The 18,370-nt window shown below is 61.3% G+C and carries 17 protein-coding genes and 1 pseudogene; 9 read left to right on the top strand and 9 right to left on the bottom strand.

Features of this window, described 5'->3' with window-relative positions:
- The first annotated feature begins 105 nt into the window (after positions 1-105).
- The 6 genes and pseudogenes from PY649_RS11875 to PY649_RS11850 form a co-directional block, all read left to right on the top strand.
- Entirely contained in the window at positions 106-573 is a 468-nt protein-coding gene (locus PY649_RS11875) for a GNAT family N-acetyltransferase (protein ID WP_285868583.1), read from the top strand.
- Positions 574-720: 147 nt separating this feature from the next.
- The gene (gene dapF, locus PY649_RS11870) at positions 721-1,626 is read left to right on the top strand and encodes a diaminopimelate epimerase (RefSeq protein WP_285868582.1); all 906 of its coding nucleotides are present in this window, start codon (positions 721-723) and stop codon (positions 1,624-1,626) included.
- On the top strand, positions 1,623-2,897 hold the full coding sequence (gene mtaB / locus PY649_RS11865) for a tRNA (N(6)-L-threonylcarbamoyladenosine(37)-C(2))-methylthiotransferase MtaB (RefSeq protein ID WP_285868581.1): 1,275 nt from the start codon (positions 1,623-1,625) through the stop codon (positions 2,895-2,897). Before dapF ends, mtaB begins: the two co-directional genes overlap by 4 nt.
- A gap of 23 nt (positions 2,898-2,920) precedes the next feature.
- Positions 2,921-4,396 (top strand): signal recognition particle-docking protein FtsY, encoded by a 1,476-nt coding sequence (ftsY, locus tag PY649_RS11860; RefSeq protein ID WP_285868580.1) that lies wholly within the window; start codon positions 2,921-2,923, stop codon positions 4,394-4,396.
- 56 nt (positions 4,397-4,452) lie between these two features.
- Positions 4,453-5,127, top strand: coding sequence for a septation protein A (locus PY649_RS11855; RefSeq protein ID WP_285868680.1), 675 nt, complete (start codon positions 4,453-4,455; stop codon positions 5,125-5,127).
- 41 nt (positions 5,128-5,168) lie between these two features.
- A pseudogene (locus PY649_RS11850) lies at positions 5,169-5,330 on the top strand (DUF2585 family protein); the annotation flags it as partial.
- A gap of 218 nt (positions 5,331-5,548) precedes the next feature.
- Here the strand turns inward: PY649_RS11850 and PY649_RS11845 are convergent.
- The 5 genes from PY649_RS11845 to ccmA all read right to left on the bottom strand — a co-directional run bounded on the left by PY649_RS11845 (position 5,549) and on the right by ccmA (position 8,658).
- Entirely contained in the window at positions 5,549-6,160 is a 612-nt protein-coding gene (locus tag PY649_RS11845; RefSeq protein WP_285868579.1) for a DsbE family thiol:disulfide interchange protein, read from the bottom strand.
- Positions 6,157-6,330, bottom strand: a complete 174-nt coding sequence (gene ccmD / locus PY649_RS11840; RefSeq protein WP_285868578.1) for a heme exporter protein CcmD — start codon at positions 6,328-6,330, stop codon at positions 6,157-6,159. Before ccmD ends, PY649_RS11845 begins: the two co-directional genes overlap by 4 nt.
- A 1-nt stretch (position 6,331) precedes the next feature.
- Positions 6,332-7,093, bottom strand: a complete 762-nt coding sequence (locus PY649_RS11835) for a heme ABC transporter permease (protein WP_285868577.1) — start codon at positions 7,091-7,093, stop codon at positions 6,332-6,334.
- Between the two features lie 58 nt (positions 7,094-7,151).
- Positions 7,152-7,811, bottom strand: coding sequence for a heme exporter protein CcmB (ccmB, locus tag PY649_RS11830; protein ID WP_285868575.1), 660 nt, complete (start codon positions 7,809-7,811; stop codon positions 7,152-7,154).
- A 199-nt stretch (positions 7,812-8,010) separates the two neighbouring features.
- Positions 8,011-8,658 carry a heme ABC exporter ATP-binding protein CcmA gene (gene ccmA / locus PY649_RS11825; protein ID WP_285868573.1) on the bottom strand — a complete coding sequence of 216 codons (648 nt, stop codon included), beginning with the start codon at positions 8,656-8,658 and terminating at the stop codon, positions 8,011-8,013.
- Between the two features lie 274 nt (positions 8,659-8,932).
- On the opposite strand from ccmA, the gene acnA reads away from it, so the two are divergent.
- The 3 genes from acnA to PY649_RS11810 all read left to right on the top strand — a co-directional run bounded on the left by acnA (position 8,933) and on the right by PY649_RS11810 (position 13,366).
- Entirely contained in the window at positions 8,933-11,623 is a 2,691-nt protein-coding gene (acnA, locus tag PY649_RS11820) for an aconitate hydratase AcnA (RefSeq protein WP_285868571.1), read from the top strand.
- A 262-nt stretch (positions 11,624-11,885) separates the two neighbouring features.
- Positions 11,886-12,629, top strand: a complete 744-nt coding sequence (locus tag PY649_RS11815; RefSeq protein WP_285868570.1) for a DUF1223 domain-containing protein — start codon at positions 11,886-11,888, stop codon at positions 12,627-12,629.
- Positions 12,630-12,964: 335 nt separating this feature from the next.
- Positions 12,965-13,366, top strand: a complete 402-nt coding sequence (locus tag PY649_RS11810) for a DUF2794 domain-containing protein (RefSeq protein ID WP_285868568.1) — start codon at positions 12,965-12,967, stop codon at positions 13,364-13,366.
- A 15-nt stretch (positions 13,367-13,381) separates the two neighbouring features.
- Here PY649_RS11810 and PY649_RS11805 read toward each other — a convergent pair whose 3' ends face one another.
- The 4 genes from PY649_RS11805 to PY649_RS11790 all read right to left on the bottom strand — a co-directional run bounded on the left by PY649_RS11805 (position 13,382) and on the right by PY649_RS11790 (position 18,306).
- On the bottom strand, positions 13,382-13,939 hold the full coding sequence (locus PY649_RS11805) for a GNAT family N-acetyltransferase (RefSeq protein WP_285868567.1): 558 nt from the start codon (positions 13,937-13,939) through the stop codon (positions 13,382-13,384).
- A gap of 122 nt (positions 13,940-14,061) precedes the next feature.
- Positions 14,062-14,805, bottom strand: a complete 744-nt coding sequence (locus PY649_RS11800) for a Bax inhibitor-1/YccA family protein (RefSeq protein WP_285868566.1) — start codon at positions 14,803-14,805, stop codon at positions 14,062-14,064.
- 247 nt (positions 14,806-15,052) lie between these two features.
- Positions 15,053-17,599: an ABC transporter permease gene (locus tag PY649_RS11795; protein WP_285868565.1), complete on the bottom strand. Its 2,547-nt coding sequence runs from the start codon at positions 17,597-17,599 to the stop codon at positions 15,053-15,055.
- Positions 17,596-18,306: an ABC transporter ATP-binding protein gene (locus tag PY649_RS11790; protein ID WP_285868679.1), complete on the bottom strand. Its 711-nt coding sequence runs from the start codon at positions 18,304-18,306 to the stop codon at positions 17,596-17,598. The genes PY649_RS11795 and PY649_RS11790 overlap by 4 nt, the downstream gene beginning before the upstream one ends.
- Positions 18,307-18,370: the final 64 nt, after the last annotated feature.

Below are 18,370 nucleotides of genomic sequence, written 5' to 3'. Positions count from 1 at the left end.
GGAATAATTTGCATCAAGCGCTCATGCGGCAGGATTTTCGCGGAGAGGCGATGGACGCAATTATCCGTTGATAGTCGAACAGCGTGTTCGCAGTTATAGTAAATCATGACCGTACGTGCGCCCACCGAACAAGATGCGGATTGGATTGCGAAGCTCCTTAAAGAGCGATGGGGTAGCACCACGGTTGTCGCTCACGGCGGGGTCTTTGATTTGCTGAAGCTTCCGGCGCTGGTGGCCGAACCCGATCGGGGATTGGCGACCTATCGGGCGGGAGACGACGAGGCCGAGCTGATGTCGCTTGATGCCGTTTATCCCGGTCAGGGCGTCGGAACTTTATTGATTGAAGCTTTGGCTGATCTTTTGCGGAAGCGAGGAATTTCTTGCCTTTGGGTCACCACGACAAATGACAATCTCACCGCATTGCGCTTCTATCAAAGACGGGGCTTCGAACTGCGGCGAGTTCGACCTGGAGCGGTGGATGCGGCTCGCTTGCTGAAACCCGCAATTCCACAGATCGGCAATCATGGGATTCCTATCAGGGACGAAATTGATCTGTGCCGTCGGCTTCTCTAAGGACTTGCGCAAGCGCGATGCGCCGAAACGATCGACGCTCAGCCTCTGCCCGGTCTGATGTCACAGGCCATGAACCAACCATGCCACTGGTAATTCCCCCGCAATTCCGCCATATACAGCTCGAAATACACTGACGGACATACCACCATGAGCAATACGGTCGAATTTGCGCGGATGAACGGGCTTGGCAACAAGATCCTGGTTGTCGATATGCGCGGCCGGAAAGATGTGGTGACGGCGGCGGCGGCGATTGCGCTGAATGCCGATCCGGCCACCGAGTTCGACCAGATCATGGCGATCCACGATCCGAAGGCTCAAGGCACCGACGCCTGGATCGATATCCTCAATTCCGACGGCACCAAGGCGCAGGCTTGCGGCAACGGCACGCGCTGCGTCGTGCAGGCGCTTGCCGCCGAGACCGGCAAGAAGATGTTCACCTTCCAGACCGTCGCCGGCATTCTGAATGCCGTCGAGCATGAGGACGGCACGATTTCGGTCGACATGGGCAAGCCGGTCTTTGCGTGGGACAAGATTCCGCTCGCGGAGGAATTCGCCGATACGCGCCGCATCGAGCTGCAGATCGGGCCGATCGATAATCCGGTCCTGCATTCGCCTTCGGTCATGTCGATGGGCAATCCGCATGCGATCTTCTGGGTCGACAAGGACCCGATGTCCTTCGATCTCGCCCGCTTCGGGCCGTTGCTCGAAAATCATCCGATGTTTCCCGAACGCGCCAATATCACCCTGGCGCAAGTGCTTTCGCCGACCACGCTGCGCACGCGCACCTGGGAGCGCGGCGCGGGGCTCACGCTTGCCTGCGGCTCGGCCGCCTGTTCGGCCGCCGTCAGCGCGGCGCGTACGGGCCGAACCGGCCGCAAGGTGACGATCGATGTCGCCTCTGCCCCGGCGCCGAGCCAACTCACCATAGAATGGCGGGAAAGCGACGATCACGTCGTCATGACCGGCCCGGCGGAATGGGAATGGTCTGGCTCCGTCGATCCGACGACGGGTCAATGGAGGCGCGATCAGGAGCAGGGGGCTCAGGCGCGGTGAGTGGGGTCGAGGTCATCACCTTCGGCTGTCGTCTCAACACCTATGAATCCGAAGTGATGCGGGCCAAGGCGGAAAAAGCCGGGCTCAACAACGCCATCCTGGTCAATACCTGCGCCGTCACCGGCGAGGCCGTGCGCCAGGCACGCCAGGCGATCCGCCGTGCGCGGCGCGACAATCCGCATGCCCGCATCATCGTCACCGGCTGCGCCGCCCAGACGGAAAAGCAGACCTTTGCCGATATGGCGGAAGTGGATGCCGTGCTCGGCAATGAGGAGAAACTGACGAGCGCTTCCTATCGCGCGCTGCCGGATTTCGGCGTCTCGGCCGAGGAGAAGCTGCGCGTCAACGACATCATGAGCGTGCGGGCGACCGCGCCGCAGATGATCCGGCATATCGATGGACATGTGCGCGCCTTCATTCAGGTACAGAACGGTTGCGACCATCGCTGCACCTTCTGCATCATCCCCTACGGCCGCGGCAATTCGCGATCCGTGCCGATGGGCGCGGTGGTGAGCCAGGCGCGCAATCTCGTCGAAAGCGGTTACCACGAGATCGTCCTGACCGGCGTCGATGCCACCAGTTACGGCGCCGACCTGCCCGGGCAACCGACGCTCGGGCTTCTGGCGAAGACGCTGCTGAAGCAGATCCCCGAGATCCGCCGCCTGCGGCTCTCCTCGATCGACAGCATCGAGGCCGATCGGCATCTGATGGATCTGATCGCCGACGAGCCGCGTTTCATGCCGCATCTGCATCTGTCGCTGCAGCACGGCGACGACATGATCCTGAAGCGGATGAAGCGGCGGCATTCCCGCACCGATGCTATCAGTTTCGTCGAGGATGTCCGCCGTCTTCGGCCGGAGATGAGCTTTGGCGCCGATATGATCGCCGGCTTTCCGACCGAAACGGAAGCGATGTTCGAAAACGCCGCCAATCTTGCGGAAGAGGTTGGCATTGCGCATCTGCACGTCTTTCCCTATAGCCCACGTCCTGGAACGCCGGCCGCGCGGATGCCGCAGCTCGACCGGGCGCTGATCAAGGAACGCGCTGCACGGCTGCGCCTGGCTGGACAAAAACTGCATCAGTCCCATCTGGATACGATGGTCGGCACACGGCAGTGGCTGCTCGTGGAGAATAATGGGCTGGCGCATACGGAAAACTTCACGCTTGTCGCAGCGCCGGGCCTCAGGCCGCGCGACCTTGTGCAGGTCGTCATCACCGGCCACAATGGCAGGCATCTCGACATGCAACTTGCGGCCGCCGACGCGGCCTGATCCTACTCGCTCACGGAATTTTCATGGCGCTCAGTTTCATCAAAAAAGTCTTCACCTTCGGCCGCGAAAAGCCGGCGGAAGAGCAGGCGCCGGAAGAGGCTTTGCTCGTTGAGGAATCCGCTGCCGCGCAAGAGGCGCCTGTTGCGGACGTTTCGCCGGCTTCCGAGCCTGCCGAACCTGCGTCGCCCCCCCCTGTCCCTTCGGGACATCGCCCCCACGAGGGGGGAGATCGCTTGGAGGTTGCCCCGCCCTCGGAACAAGAAAAACCGGTTGACGAACAAGCAGAGGGCGATTTTCGCGCTGAGTTGAATGCTCAGGAGATCGAGGCCGGGGAGGCTTCGTCGGCAGAGCATCCTGTAGCGACCGAAGCTAATGATGAGCCGCATGCGGCCGCTTCCGAACCGATCTCTCCCCTTGTGAGGGGGATGTCCGACAGGACAGAGGGGGGTGAGGAAGCCCCGGCAAATGCGGAACCTTCGTCGGAAAGCACCGAAACTCCGGCCGCCGCTCCCATCCTCCCCAAGGGCTTTTCCACCGCCGCTTCCGCTCCAGCCCCCATTCCCGACGCCCCAAAGCCAAGACAGACCTGGTTCCAGCGCCTGCGCGCCGGTCTTGCGCGCACGTCGTCGCAGCTCACCGGCCAGATCGCTGCGCTCTTCACAAAGCGCAAGCTGGACGATCAGACCCTGCAGGATCTGGAAGACCTGCTGATCCAGGCCGATCTTGGCGTCGAAACCGCGATGCGGGTCACCGATACGTTGGCCTCGGAACGCTACGGCAAGGATGTGACCGGCGAGGATGTCAGCCGGATCATGGCGCAGGAAATCGCCAAGGTGCTGAAGCCGGTCGCCAAGCCGTTGCAGCTCGATCTCAGCCACAAGCCGCATGTCATCCTCATCGTCGGCGTCAACGGCACCGGCAAGACCACGACGATCGGCAAGCTGGCGGCGAAATTGTCCGGGGCCGGGCTGAAGGTCATGGTCGCTGCCGGCGATACCTTCCGTGCGGCGGCCATCGAACAGTTGAAGATCTGGGCCGACCGCACCAAGTCGGAATTCATCGGAACCAAGCTCGGCGCCGATGCCGCCGGCCTTGCCTTCGACGCCTTCCAGCAGGCCAAGGCCAGCAAGAGCGATGTGTTGATCATCGACACCGCCGGCCGCCTGCAGAACAAGGCCGAGCTGATGGCGGAGCTGGAAAAGATCGTTCGCGTGCTCGGCAAGCTCGATCCGGACGCGCCGCATACCGTCCTGCAGACGCTGGATGCAACGACCGGCCAGAATGCGCTGAACCAGGTGGAAATCTTCCGCAACGTCGCCGGGGTCAACGGGCTGATCATGACGAAGCTCGACGGCACGGCGCGGGGCGGCATTCTGGTGGCCATCTCGGCCAAGCACAAGCTGCCGGTCTATTTCATCGGCGTCGGCGAAGGTGTAGACGATCTCGAGCCGTTCGAGGCCGAGGATTTTGCCCAGGCGATCGCCGGGATCGGCCAATGAACGACAAAACCAAATTCGATGACAATGCCAAATCCGATGACAACGAAAGTGCCGCGATGACGACCAGCGACAGTGATCTGACCCCAAGTGCTGCCGACAAGCATCATCCGCTATTGAAACTGGTGCTGGAACTCGGGCCGCTGCTGGTCTTCTTTTTCGGCAATCTGCGTGGCGACTGGCTGGTGCAGCATTTTCCGGCGCTGTCGGCACTCGGCGGCCCGCTTTTCGTCGCAACGGCTTTGTTCATGGCAGCGACGGTGATCTCGCTTGTCGTCTCGAAGATCATGCTCGGCCATCTGCCGCTGATGCCTTTCGTCTCCGGCATCGTCGTTGTCACCTTTGGGGCTCTTGGCATCTATCTGCAGAACGAGACCTTCATCAAGATGAAGCCGACCATCATCAACGCCCTGTTCGGCTTGGTGCTGCTCGGCGGGCTCGCCTTCGGCAGATCGCTGCTCGGCTATGTCTTCAACGCTGCCTTCCAGCTGGATAGCGAGGGCTGGCGCAAGCTTACGCTGCGCTGGGGTATCTTTTTCTTCTTTCTCGCCGTGCTCAACGAGGTCGTCTGGCGCGGATCGAATTGGTATTACCTGCCCGACGTCAAAGCCGCGGATAATCTCTGGGTGCTTTTCAAGGTCTGGGGCACGATGCCAATCACCATCCTCTTCACCTTGTCGCAGATGCCGTTGATCATGAGACACACGGTCAATCCGCCGGCGGACATTGAATAGTGACGGCCTATTCGGACGCGGAATTCGTTATCGACAGCAGAATGGTCGTTGGTTTCCTGTTTGCGTCGCGCGCGCCGGTGCTGGCCATTGCAATCTTCTTCGAGCTGCTCACCGGCTGGTTGATCCGCGACAATCTCGCGCTCAATGTGCTGATGCTGATTTGGCCGGTCGAGGCGATCAAGACGTGGCGGGGTGGGCTTTAATAGAACTTTGAAGCTGGCCCCGTGGCCACCTCGTGGTTCGAGGCCCCATTGCCTGCGCCAAGGCTTCGGCAACAGAGCACCTCACCATGAGGTGGAGTGGCTTTTGCGGTCGAGCAAAGAAGACCAGCCCTCATGGTGAGGTGCGGAAGCCCATAGGGCTGGAGCCTCGAACCACGAGGGCGGGTTGGCCGCACCTTCTCCCCGAGGGGAGAAGCGATTCAGGATGACGGCTTTCCCAGCGCCTTTTCGATCGCCGGATATAGCCCCTCTTTGAGGCTGGTCGACGTGAAGGGGCCGACCTGCTTGTAGAGAATCGTGCCATCCGGGGAAACGAGGTAGGATTCGGGGATGCCGTAGACGCCCCAGTCGATCGCGGCCGTGCCATTTGGATCGATGCCGATGGCGCTATAGGGATTGCCGAGTTCGCCGAGGAAACGGAGCGCGTTTTCGCTCGTATCCTTGTAGTTGATGGCGACGATGTTCAGTCGTCCGTCCTTGGCGAGGTCCTTCAAGAGAGGATGTTCTTCGCGACAGGGGAGGCACCAGGAGGCGAAGACGTTGACGAGCGTCAGCTTGCCCCGGATGGCATCGTCGGTCAGTGTCGGCAGATTGGAGCCTTCGAGCCGTGCCAGGGCCAGCGCCGGGGCTTTCGTGCCGATCAGGGCGGAGGGGATGGCGGAAATATCGGTGCCGTGAACTTCCTGGTCGTACATCACCTTGCCGACGGCCAGCGCGATGCAGGCAAAGACGATCAGCGGAATGAGCGCGAGCAAATAGCGACCGGTGCCAGCCGATTTCGGTTTGTCACCCTCTTTGGTTTCCAAGGTCATTTCGCCTTGCCTTCCGGCGCGCGCTGCGACCGGCGACGGATGCCGGAGGCTTCGAGCGCGGCGATCTCCTTGCGGCGCAGATGCCCGTCGATCCATGTCCAGGCGATGACGGCGATGATCATGGCGGCGGTAAAGCCATAGGAGCCGTAGACGTAGAAGGGATGCGTCATGCTATTCCTCTCGGGCGGCCATGCGTGCGGCGAGACGGCGCTGCGCAGCGATGCGGCGACGCCAGATCTCGTTGCGGATCGCCATCAGATGCAGCGTGAAGAACAGCAGCGTGAAGGCAAGCGCCATGGTGAAGAGCGGCCAGAGGAACTGCGCATCGATGGTCGGGCCGTCCAGGCGCATGATGCTTTCCGATTGGTGCAGCGTGTTCCACCAGTCGACCGAGAACTTGATGATCGGAATGTTGATGAAGCCGACGAGGATCAGCACGGCGCTCACGCGCGCTGCCCTGGATGGATCGTCCATGGCGCGGTTCAGCGCGATCAGCCCGAGATACATCAGGAAGAGAATGAAGACGGAGGTGAGCCTCGCATCCCAGACCCAATAGGTGCCCCACATCGGTTTGCCCCAGAGCGAGCCGGTGACGAGGGCGACAAGCGTGAAGGCGGCGCCCAGCGGTGCGGCAGCCTTGGCGGAGACATCGGCCAGCGGATGGCGCCAGACCAATGTACCAACCGCCGACATGCTCATGATCGTGTAGCACATCATCGACAGCCAGGCCGCCGGCACATGGATATACATGATGCGGACGGTGTCGCCTTGCTGATAGTCGCCCTCGGTCGAGAAAGCGAGATAAAGGCCGATCGCGAAGAACACGGCTGATATCGCCGCCAGCCAGGGAATGAGACGCGCCGAAAGCGCCAGGAACCGTGTCGGGTTGGCGAGGTCGGAAAATCGGCTGATCGCGGGGCTGATATCGCTCATGCGGCTTCTTTACCCTTATATCCCTTTTACGGCAATCGATCGCATTGTCTCAGGCCGATCAATCCGTCGTGTTGCGCAAGGCGAGCGCCGCAGCCGCCGGGCCGAGCACGGCAAAGAACAAGGTGAGTGCCATCAGGATCAGGAACGGCGGAAGGAAAGGCTGCGGACCTTCGACCGCGGCGTAGGTGGCACTGACGCCAAAGATCAGGACCGGAATGGTCAGCGGCAGCACCAGGATCGACACCAGCAGCCCGCCGCGCGGCAAGGCAACGGCGACGGCGGCGCCAACCGCGCCGATGAAGGTGATCGCCGGCGAGCCGACGAGCAGGGTCAGGGCCGTAGCGCCGATTGCCATCTCGTTCATGTTCATGAAGAGGCCGAGCAACGGCGAAGCGATGACCAGCGGCAGGCCTGTCGCCGTCCAGTGGGCGGCGCATTTGGTGAGCACGGTCAGCACAAGGGGCGTTTCCTGCATGACCAGCAGATCAAGCGATCCGTCATCGCGTTCGGCCTGGAACAGGCGGTCGAGGCCGAGCAGGGCCGACAGCAGCGCGCCGATCCAGACGATGGCGGGGCCGATGCGCGACAAAAGCTTGAGGTCGGGGCCGACACCGAACGGGATGACGGCGACGACAGTGAGAAAGAAGAGAATGCCGATAAGGGCGCCACCGCCGGCGCGGACCGAGAGTTTTAAGTCGCGGAGGAAGAGAGCGGTCATACGGCGTACACTCTGATTGCGTTGTCTATGGAGACGGCAGTGTTGCCCCTCACCCTAGCCTTCTCCCCGCAGGCGGGGAGAAGGGACGATGGAGCCCGCCGAGACCCTTCGCCCCGTAAAACGGGGAGAAGGTGGACTTGAGCAGTTACGCATCGCGAAACCGCGAAAGGACGGATGAGGGGCCATGAGGGGCGCAAAATCATCCCCAGACCCCCTCGCCAACCCCAGCAAACCCAGTCATCCGCATTTCCCGCACATTCGTAAGTCCCAGAGCCTGATGCGTTGCGGCAAGGACAATGCCGCCGCTCTTCTGATGCGACGAGATCAGATCCACAAACAGCCGGTCCGCCGCCGCATCCAAGGCCGCCGTGGGTTCATCGAGGATCCAGATCGGGCGATAGGCGACCAGCAGTTTTGCGAAGGCGAATCGGCGTTGCTGGCCAGCGGACAGGTAGCCGAAGGGCAGATGGGTGATGCCGGCAAGGCCGACGGCTTCGGCGGCTTCATCGATATTCAAACCAGAGCCGCCTGCCATGTCTCCGAGGAAGGTTTTCCAGAAGGCGAGATTTTCGGCCACGGTGAGCTCGGATTTCATCGCATTGCGATGGCCGAGATAGTGGCTGGCCTCACCCGCTGGGCGGTCCGATTCGCCCTTGGAATCTGTGAAAACGACGCGGCCTTTTTCCTGTCTCAGGAGGCCCGCGACAACACGCAAAAGTGTTGATTTTCCCGAGCCGTTGCGGCCGGTCAGGATCAGGGCGTCGCCACTGCTCAAGTCAAAGGAAACATTCGTGAAAATCAGGTCCTCGCCTCGCCTTGCCGCCAGGTTTTCAGCGCTTAGATGCATGAAGTCAGGCTTTCTCTATTTCCGGTCCCGTTTTCGTTGTCGCAGGCTCAAAAAATTGTCCAAATTTGCGCTTGGCCACTCTGGCAAGTCTTTACGAAATTATCTATAAGACCCGCAACCACGCCAGCGGTCGGCGTGAATTTCATCCTTGCGCCGAACTTAAGGTTTTCTTCCTTACGTGCGGACAGCGGAAATGGCCGTACCCGCATCCTGATGTGCATAAAGTGCATAGGCGTTCGCACGACTGTGTTGGCTATCAGAAACGGGGTCTCTCGTGTCTAAATCTCTTGACAGTTTCAATTGTCGTTCCACGCTGACCGTGGGCGGGAAAGACTATGTGTATTTCAGCCTGCCCAAGGCTGAGGCCAATGGTCTGCCCGGTGTTTCCAAGCTTCCCTATTCGATGAAGGTGCTGCTTGAGAACCTGCTGCGCTTCGAAGACGGGCAGTCGGTCACCAAGGAACATATCGTTGCGGTCGCCGAATGGCTGACCAACAAGGGTACCGTCGAGAACGAAATTGCCTATCGCCCGGCGCGCGTGCTTATGCAGGACTTCACCGGCGTTCCGGCCGTCGTCGACCTTGCTGCCATGCGTGACGCGATGGTGTCGCTCGGCGGCGATCCGGAAAAGATCAATCCGCTCGTTCCCGTCGATCTCGTCATCGACCACTCCGTCATCGTCGATGAATTCGGCACGCCGCAGGCCTTCGCCCGCAACGTCGAGCTGGAATATCAGCGCAACGGCGAGCGCTATCGCTTCCTGAAGTGGGGCCAGCAGGCATTCAAGAACTTCCGCGTCGTGCCTCCCGGCACCGGCATCTGTCACCAGGTGAACCTCGAATATCTCGGCCAGACCGTCTGGACGAAGGAAGAGGACGGCGAAACGATCGCCTATCCGGACACCTGCGTCGGTACCGATTCGCACACGACCATGATCAACGGCCTCGGCGTTCTTGGCTGGGGTGTCGGCGGTATCGAAGCTGAAGCTGCGATGCTCGGCCAGCCGGTCTCCATGCTGCTGCCTGAGGTCATCGGCTTCAAGCTCACCGGCAAGCTCAAGGAAGGCGTCACGGCGACAGACCTGGTGCTGACCGTCGTGCAGATGCTGCGCAAGAAGGGCGTCGTTTCCAAGTTTGTCGAATTCTTCGGCCCCGGCCTCGACAACATGCCGCTCGCCGACCGCGCCACCATCGGCAACATGGGTCCGGAATATGGCGCGACCTGCGGCTTCTTCCCGGTCGACAAGGAAACGCTCAACTATCTCAACATGTCCGGCCGTGAGAAGGACCGCATCGCGCTGGTCGAAGCCTATTCGAAGGCGCAGGGCATGTGGCGCGACAGCGACGGCTCCGATCTCGTCTTCACCGACACGCTGGAACTCGACCTCGGCGACGTCGTGCCGTCGATGGCCGGCCCGAAGCGCCCGGAAGGCCGCATCGCGCTGGAAAACATCGCTTCCGGTTTTGCCACGTCGATGGACAGCGAATACAAGAAGCCGGGCCAGCTTTCGAACCGCTATGCGGTCGAGGGCACGGATTTCGATATCGGCCATGGTGACGTCGCCATCGCTGCCATCACGTCCTGCACCAACACCTCGAACCCGTCGGTGCTCATCGCCGCCGGCCTTCTCGCCCGCAACGCTGTTGCCAAAGGCTTGAAGACCAAGCCATGGGTCAAGACCTCGCTGGCGCCGGGATCGCAGGTCGTCGCTGAATATCTCGCCAAGTCCGGCCTGCAGTCCGATCTCGACAAACTCGGCTTCAACCTGGTCGGTTTCGGCTGCACCACCTGCATCGGCAATTCTGGCCCGCTGCCGGCGCCGATCTCGAAGACGATCAACGACAAGGGCCTGATCGTTTCCGGTGTTCTCTCCGGCAACCGCAACTTCGAAGGCCGCATCTCGCCGGACGTCCAGGCGAATTATCTCGCCTCGCCGCCGCTCGTCGTCGCCTATGCGCTCGCCGGCACGGTGCAGATGGACCTGACCAAGGAGCCGATCGGCGAAGACCAGAACGGCAAGCCGGTCTTCCTCAAGGACATCTGGCCGACCTCGCAGGAAGTGCAGGAATTCATCCTGAAATACGTCACCCGCGAACTCTACGAGACCAAATACGCCGACGTCTTCAAGGGCGATGCCAACTGGCAGGCCGTGCAGGTGCCTCCGGGCCAGACTTACGCCTGGGACGACAACTCGACCTATGTGCAGAACCCGCCTTACTTCGTGGGCATGGGCAAGACCGGCGCCGGCGTTTCCGACATCAAGGGCGCCCGCGTCCTCGGTCTCTTCGGCGACAAGATCACCACCGACCACATTTCCCCGGCCGGTTCGATCAAGGCTGCATCGCCGGCCGGTGCCTACCTCATCGGTCATGGCGTCGGCGTTGCCGACTTCAACCAGTACGGCACGCGCCGCGGCAATCATGAGGTCATGATGCGCGGCACCTTTGCCAATATCCGCATCCGCAACCACATGCTCGGCCCGAACGGCAAGGAAGGTGGCTACACCATCCATTATCCGTCCAAGGAAGAGACGTCGATCTACGATGCGGCCATGCAGTACAGGGCCGAGGGCGTTCCGCTCGTCATCTTCGCCGGTGTCGAATACGGCAACGGTTCGTCGCGCGACTGGGCTGCCAAGGGCACGAACCTGCTCGGCGTGCGCGCCGTCATCGCCCAGTCCTTCGAGCGCATCCACCGCTCGAACCTGGTCGGCATGGGCGTCATCCCCTTCGTCTTCGAGGACGGCACCACCTGGGCCAGCCTGGGCCTCAAGGGCGACGAGACAGTGACGATCGAGGGCCTGGAAAACATCAAGCCGCGCGAGCGCAAAATCGCCAAGGTCACCTATGGCGACGGCACGGTGAAGGACATTCCGATCATCTGCCGCATCGACACGCTGGATGAGGTCACCTACGTCAACAATGGCGGCATCCTGCAGACGGTTCTGCGCGATCTCGCGGCCTAATTGACGTTAAAACCGCTTATGCACGCCGCCGGAGCATACTCTCCGGCGGCGTCTTGTTTTTCACGCCGATGTGTACGACGCTGTCCTCTCCGGGCCTTCGTCTCACCCCTTCGTGACTTTGCGTCATCGTGCTTAGCGATTATCTCTTGTTTTAGATTTATCAGGCTTGATGAGGGCCTTACGGACATCCTGAGAAGCGCGAGCGGTTTCGGGAGTCGCGCCATTATATGGCTTTCAAGGTCTGAGAAAGAGGTATAAGAGCATGCGCCTACGGTTTTTGGTTCCACTTCTAGCAGGCATCGCGCTGGCAAGTTCGCTGCATGCGCAGGAGCCTGCCAAGATCAAGGGCGTCGTGGAGCTTTTCACGTCTCAGGGCTGCGCTTCCTGTCCGCCGGCCGATGCTGCGTTTCAGAAGCTGATCGGCCAGGGCGATGTCGTCGCGCTCGCCTATCATGTCGATTATTGGAACTATCTCGGCTGGAACGACACGATGGCATCGAAAGAGAATACGGCTCGGCAGTATGCCTATGCCCGTACGCTCGGCCGCAGCGGGGTCTATACGCCGCAGGCGATCATCAACGGCCGCGATCATATGAACGGCGCTGATCTCGGCGCCATCAATACCAAGCTCGAAGACTTCCAGCACCACGGCAAGGGCCTGACGGTTCCGGTGAGTGCCGCCATGAAGGGTGACGAGCTGGAGATCAAGATCGGCGCCGGCCAAGGTAAAGCCAATGTGGTCGTTGCCTATTTCGACAAGGAACAGCAGGTTTCTCCGAAGGCTGGCGAAAACAATGGCCAGCAGATCACTTATTTGCATGCGGTTTCGGACGTCGAAACCGTCGGCATGTGGGACGGCAAGGAAATGAATGTCGTGCTGCCTGCCAATGTCATGGACAAGGCTGGCCGGCGCGGCCTGGCGGTTTTGCTACAGTCCTCGACGCCGTCGGGCGACCCAGCGGCGATCATCGGCGCGACCGTACTGACGATTGGCACGGACGGCTGATCAAGCACTATTTCGGCCGGCGCCAAAAAGTTCTCTATTTTGGCTGACACCAAAGAGCTCTCTATTTCGACTAGCGTCGAAAAGAGGGGGTGCCCGGCGAGGGCGCATTCGGGGCTGGGGTTCGGTCGATACGCCCCGGCCGGGCCGTTTGGCGCGGCGGCGCCAAACGGCTGCCTATAGTTCTGGAAAATTGGGCGTCGTTTTGACTGAAATGCGGCGGCGCCAAGACGCTTTCCTTCGAGCGCAAGAAATTGTGAGCAGCCCCCGGTCTTGCAATTTGCCGTGGCTGAGGCAAACTGTCACTTTCTTGTCATGACACAACCCTTGGGGGATTGATGACTGATCAGCCGGAATTGCGACACGGCGAAAGCCGTTCCGTCGACACCACTTCTTCCGTCGTCGTTGATCTCAGAGAATATAAACAGAGCAAGGACCCGCTGCCTGTAACCTTCCATCGCAGGGAACTGGACGCGATCCTGTGGATCTACGGCCGCATGGTCGGCGAGGGCGAGTGGCGTGACTACGCCATCGACCATCTCAGGGAAAAGGCGGTTTTCTCGGTTTTCAAACGTTCCGGTGAACTGCCGCTCTTCCGCATCGAGAAAAACCCAAAGCTCGCCGCCAAGCAGGGCGCCTTTTCCGTGATCAATACCAACGGCATGATCCTGAAGCGCGGCCACGACTTGAGCCAAGTGCTGAAGGTCTTCGATAAGCAGCTGAAGTTGGTGAAGAAGTGATCTTCTCCTGCCGCGTTATTCGCTGAACAACGTCCCCGGATAGATCGACGGATCGGGGTCGGTTTGCACGCCCTCGCCGAGTGCCTTCTGCATCAGCATCGTGTCCAGCCAGCGGCCGTGCTTGTAGCCGGTGCCTTTCAACAGGCCAGTCTCGATAAAGCCAGCGGCGCGGTGGAGGGCAACGGAAGCCGGGTGGGCGCCCCCGATGACGGCGATCATCTGGCGGAAGCCGAGGGTCTGGCAGGTTTCCACCAGAGCTGCCAGCAGCGCTTTGCCGATGCCTCGGCCGCGGGCCTCGGGCGCGAGATAGATCGAATCCTCCACCATCCAGCGATAGGCCGGCCGCGTGCGGAATGCCGAGGCATAGGCATAGCCCAGAAAGGCGCCGTCTTCGCCCTCCGCGGCTATATAGGGATAGCCCTTGTCGCGGATCGCCTGGAAGCGACCTGCCATCTCCTCTTCGTTCGGCGGGATGATCTCATAGCTGGCCGTACCGTTCAGTACGGAGTCGCGATAGATCGAGGTGATGGAGGGAAGGTCGGTCGGGGCGGCGTTGCGAAGGCTGAAGGACATCTGCTTTTTATTGCCTGATCTGCAATTTCAAGAAGCAGATATAAAGCCGCGTGCGAGGCATCAAGGCAAATAGAAAAGGCGGCCGAAGCCGCCTTTTCGAACGATCATTCATGCCGCGGCAGTTATTTGCGGTCGCCCATGAACTGCAGCAGGAACATGAACAGGTTGATGAAGTCCAGGTAGAGCGTCAGCGCGCCCATGATCGCCTTGCGGCCAGCAACTGCAACATCGTCGGCTTCATAGTACATTTCCTTGATCCGCTGCGTATCCCAGGCGGTGAGGCCTGCGAAGATCACAACGCCAAGAACGTTGATGGCGAAGTGCACCGCAGAAGACTGCAGGAAGATGTTGACGAGCATGGCGATGATCAGACCGAAGAGACCCATCATCATGAACGAGCCCATAGCCGAAAGGCTACGCTTGGTCGTGTAACCGTAAAGCGACAGCGCGCCGAAGGACGCGGCGGTCACGAAGAAGGCCTGCACGATACTCTGGCCCGTGTAAATGATGAAGATCGACGACAGCGACAGGCCAACCAGCGCGGCGTAGACCCAGAAGGTCGTCGTCGCGGCGGCCACGCTCATGCGATTGATCCTGAAGCTCAGGAAGAACACCATTGCCAGCGGCGCGAAGATAATGACCCACTTCAGCGGGCTCAGGTAGATTGCCTGGCCGAAAGCCGTAAGCTGTCCGTCAGCGAATGCGAGCGAGAAGGCGCCGTAAGCAGCAAAACCTGTGATCGCCAGACCCAGCGCCATCAGGTTATAGACCTTGAGCATATAGGCTCGAAGGCCCTCATCGATCATCGCGCCGGTCTGCGCGCCTGTTTGCGGCGTCCGGTTTGGGTAGTTGCGAAAGTCAGCCATGTTTTCCTCTTTTAAGCTCCGATGTGAGTACGGTGTCGGGCGTTTGGTCCCGGGCGCCGCTGCGGAGCTCCAGCATGCCTGCACAGAATATGAGGCTTTCAGGCCGGGTGCACAAGGCCTAAGCGGCGGCGGCAGGGTTAAATCGGTGTAATATCGGGTAATTTCCGGGCGCTTCGTTAATGGTTGAAGCGTCTTGGTTGCGCACAAGCCTTTCCGGAAAGCGATGCCGATTTTCGGCGTTCCGCTCTCAGAGTTCGCGCAGGACGGGTGCTGCCTTCTGGCCAAGCACACGCCAGGTGCCGACCAGTCCGATCCCGACCGTCAGCAGCAGTGCGATGATGAGGGTCGAAAAGGCAACGTCTGGAAGGAAGGTCGAGGGCAGGTGCATGATGCGACTGACGATATACCAGGCGGACACCGACCCGGCGAGCAGTGCGAAGACAGCCGTTGCAGCCCCCAGGATCAGATATTCGTAACTGAAGGCGCGGATCAGCATCGCGCGCGTCGCGCCGAGTGTCTTCAGCACGACCGCGTCATGCGTGCGTGCGCGATTTCCGGCGGCAAGCGCGCCTGCAAGCACCAGCACGGATGCGATGAGCGCGACGGAGGCCGCGGCCCGGATAGCGGCGGCAAGCTGTCCGACCAGTGTGTTGACGATATCGAGCGCATCCTTGACTCGGACGCTCGTGATCGTCGGGTAGGTGTTGGTGACGTTCTTCAGGATCGCGGCTTCCTGTGTCGATGTAGCGGCGGGATCGGTGAGCGTCGCGAGCCACGCATGCGGCGCACCCTTGAAGGTGTTGGGCGAAAAGATCATGACGAAATTGATCGACAGCGACTGCCATTGGACCTTGCGGAAACTGGCGATCTTGGCCGTCACGTTGCGGCCGAGCACGTTGACGGTCACGGTATCGCCGAGCTTCAGGCCGAGCGCCTTGCCTTCTTCGTCGGAGAAGGAGACCAGAGGCTCGCCGCTGTAATCCATGCCCCACCATTGTCCTTCCGTCAGGGCCGCGTTCTCCGGTATGGTTTCGGCATAGGTGATGCCGCGGTCGCCGCGCAACACCCATTGCCCTGCCGGCGCCACCTTCATCCTGGTTACGTCCTGGCCGTTAAAGGCGACGATGCGGCCACGCAGCATCGGCACTTCGACGAGCTTGCCCTCGGGCGCTTGCGCCTCCACGACTTTGCGGAAGCCGTCGAGCTCCGAGCCCTGGATATCGACGAAATAGAAGTTCGGCGCCTGCTCGCTCATGCGCCCGGTCAGCTCGTTGCGCATATTGCCGTCGATCAAGGTCAAGGTCACCAGGAGCGCCAGGCCGAGACCGAGCGAGAGGACGACGGAGGCGGTGAGCGCACCCGGCCGATGGATGTTGCCGATCGCCAATCTCAGGGCGGGCGAGTGAACGCGCGGGCTGCGGCGGGCAAGCCATGCCAGCAAGGCGGCGACGGCGCGCAGCACCACGAAGGCGGCGGCGATGGAGACGACAAAGACGACGGCGATGTAGCGGTCATAGGCGGTGAAGATCGCGAGCACCGCAAGGGCGGCCATCAGCAGGCCGGCGGTGAGCAGGTATGGCCAGCTCGGCAAGCGGCGGGTCTCGAAACCCTGTTCTCGGAAGAGCGCCGTTGCCGGCACTTCGCGGGCATGGCCGAGCGGCAGGATGGCGAAAGCAAGCGTCGTCAGCAGGCCGAAGAGCGCTGCGAGCGTCAGCGGGCCAGGGTAAAGTTGCGGCGCGGTCGAGATCGGCAGAAATTCGACCATGAACTGTGAAGCGAGCAATGGCGCAATGGCACCGAGGACGAGACCGACGGCGATGCCGGCCAGCGCAATCAAGGCGATCTGGATCAGGTAAATCATCACCACGACCAAGGCCGGTGCGCCCAGGCATTTGAAGGTGGCGATAGTTGTGCGCTTGGAATCGAGGAAGGCGCGCACGGCATTGGCGACGCCGACGCCGCCGACGATCAGCGCCGTCAGCCCGACCAATGTCAGGAATTGCGAGAAGCGGGTGATATTGTCGGCGAGGGCAGGGGCCGCCCGGTCGCTGGTCCGGATCGACCAACCGGCCTGAGGGAAAGCCGTGTTGGCGCGAGCGGCGATGTTGCTGAGGTCGACTGCCGGGTCGTTCATGCGGATCTTGTAAACCTGCTCGACGAGACTTCCGGTCGTGATCAGGCTCGAGGCGACCAAAGCGTCACGGCTGGTGAGCAATCGTGGGGCGAAGCCGAAACCTTCCGACACCGAATCCGGCTCGGTCTTCACCGTGCCGGTGATTCTGAGCTTGGTGTTGCCGAGCAGCAGCTCGCTGCCGATCTTGAGGTTCAGCCGCTCGAGCAGCAGGGGAGCCACGACCGCGCCCCAGGTGCCGTCCTTGGCAGCGAGCAGCGTTGATAGCGGCTGATCCGGATCAGCTTCGAAGGTGCCATAGAGCGGGTAGGCGCCGTCGACCGCCTTGACCTCGACCAGCGCTTGGTCGGAGCCATCAGGCAGGCGGGCCATGGAGCGCAGGCCGGTGGATTGGGAGAGCTGGCCGAGGCTGTTTAGATAGCTCAGTTCGTCCGGCGTTGCCTCGCGATTGTTGAGCTCGAAGCGGACGTCGCCTGCGAGCAGCGACTGGCCCTGTGTCGAGATGGCGTCGGTAATCGAGCGCGAGACGGAGTTGACGGCGGCGATCGCGCCGGTGCCGAGAGCAATGCAGGCGAGAAAGATGTAGAAGCCGCTGAGACCGCCGCGCAATTCACGCAGCGCCAGGCGAAAGGCAAGCGTGAGACGCGCTCCGGCCGCGGTCATGCCATCGCCGCCTGATTGGTGCGCGCGCGGGCGCTGTCGCCCTCAATTTCGCCGGAGCGAACGTGGATCTGGCGCGAGCAACGGGCGGCGAGCGCCGGATCATGGGTGACGAGCAGCAGCGTGGTGCCACGTTCGGCCTGCTGGGCGAAAAGCAAATCAGCGATCTGCCTGCCGGTGTCGGTATCGAGATTGCCGGTCGGCTCGTCGGCGATCAAAAGGGCGGGTGACGGGGCGAGTGCGCGGGCGATCGCCACGCGCTGTTGCTCGCCGCCCGAAAGCTGACCGGGATAGTGGCTCAGCCGCTCGCCGAGGCCGACAGCCTCCAATTCGCGCCGGGCGATGTCGAATGCATCGCGGACATTGGCCAGCTCCAGCGGAACGGCGACATTTTCCAGCGCTGTCATATTGGCAATGAGATGGAAAGACTGGAAGACAATGCCGATATTGCGGCCGCGGAAATCCGCAACACGGTCCTCGCTCAGGCTATGCAGCGGCGTGTCACGGATCAGCAGTTCACCGCTGTCGAGCTTTTCGAGGCCGGCAAGCACCATCAGCAGCGTCGACTTGCCGGAGCCAGAGGGGCCGACAATACCGACTGATTCGCCCTCGCTAACGGTGAGGTCGATACCTTTCAGCACGTGAACGGAGGCGGCGGCGTTGCCGAGCGTTAAATCCGCCTTCTTTAGCTCGATGATGGTTTTTGCCAATGCGAACGCCCTATATACATCAGAGACCATGGCGGGCTCGAGTTGGCCCTCACGGCGAATTTAG

Origin of the sequence: Rhizobium mayense, assembly GCF_030272705.1 — a bacterium.
In the GTDB taxonomy this organism is placed as follows: Bacteria; Pseudomonadota; Alphaproteobacteria; order Rhizobiales; family Rhizobiaceae; genus Rhizobium; species Rhizobium mayense.
Note: the sequence above shows the minus strand (reverse complement) of the source record. Positions and strands in the feature narration are given on the sequence as shown.

Excerpts from the sequence above, each read along its gene's own strand:
- PY649_RS11875 (WP_285868583.1), top strand. The coding sequence starts at position 106 with ATGACCGTACGTGCGCCCACCGAACAAGATGCGGATTGGATTGCGAAG.
- dapF (WP_285868582.1), top strand. The coding sequence starts at position 721 with ATGAGCAATACGGTCGAATTTGCGCGGATGAACGGGCTTGGCAACAAG.
- ftsY (WP_285868580.1), top strand. The coding sequence starts at position 2,921 with ATGGCGCTCAGTTTCATCAAAAAAGTCTTCACCTTCGGCCGCGAAAAG.
- PY649_RS11855 (WP_285868680.1), top strand. The coding sequence starts at position 4,453 with ATGACGACCAGCGACAGTGATCTGACCCCAAGTGCTGCCGACAAGCAT.
- PY649_RS11845 (WP_285868579.1), bottom strand. The coding sequence starts at position 6,160 with ATGACCTTGGAAACCAAAGAGGGTGACAAACCGAAATCGGCTGGCACC.
- ccmD (WP_285868578.1), bottom strand. The coding sequence starts at position 6,330 with ATGACGCATCCCTTCTACGTCTACGGCTCCTATGGCTTTACCGCCGCC.
- PY649_RS11835 (WP_285868577.1), bottom strand. The coding sequence starts at position 7,093 with ATGAGCGATATCAGCCCCGCGATCAGCCGATTTTCCGACCTCGCCAAC.
- ccmB (WP_285868575.1), bottom strand. The coding sequence starts at position 7,811 with ATGACCGCTCTCTTCCTCCGCGACTTAAAACTCTCGGTCCGCGCCGGC.
- ccmA (WP_285868573.1), bottom strand. The coding sequence starts at position 8,658 with ATGCATCTAAGCGCTGAAAACCTGGCGGCAAGGCGAGGCGAGGACCTG.
- PY649_RS11815 (WP_285868570.1), top strand. The coding sequence starts at position 11,886 with ATGCGCCTACGGTTTTTGGTTCCACTTCTAGCAGGCATCGCGCTGGCA.
- PY649_RS11810 (WP_285868568.1), top strand. The coding sequence starts at position 12,965 with ATGACTGATCAGCCGGAATTGCGACACGGCGAAAGCCGTTCCGTCGAC.
- PY649_RS11805 (WP_285868567.1), bottom strand. The coding sequence starts at position 13,939 with ATGTCCTTCAGCCTTCGCAACGCCGCCCCGACCGACCTTCCCTCCATC.
- PY649_RS11800 (WP_285868566.1), bottom strand. The coding sequence starts at position 14,805 with ATGGCTGACTTTCGCAACTACCCAAACCGGACGCCGCAAACAGGCGCG.
- PY649_RS11795 (WP_285868565.1), bottom strand. The coding sequence starts at position 17,599 with ATGACCGCGGCCGGAGCGCGTCTCACGCTTGCCTTTCGCCTGGCGCTG.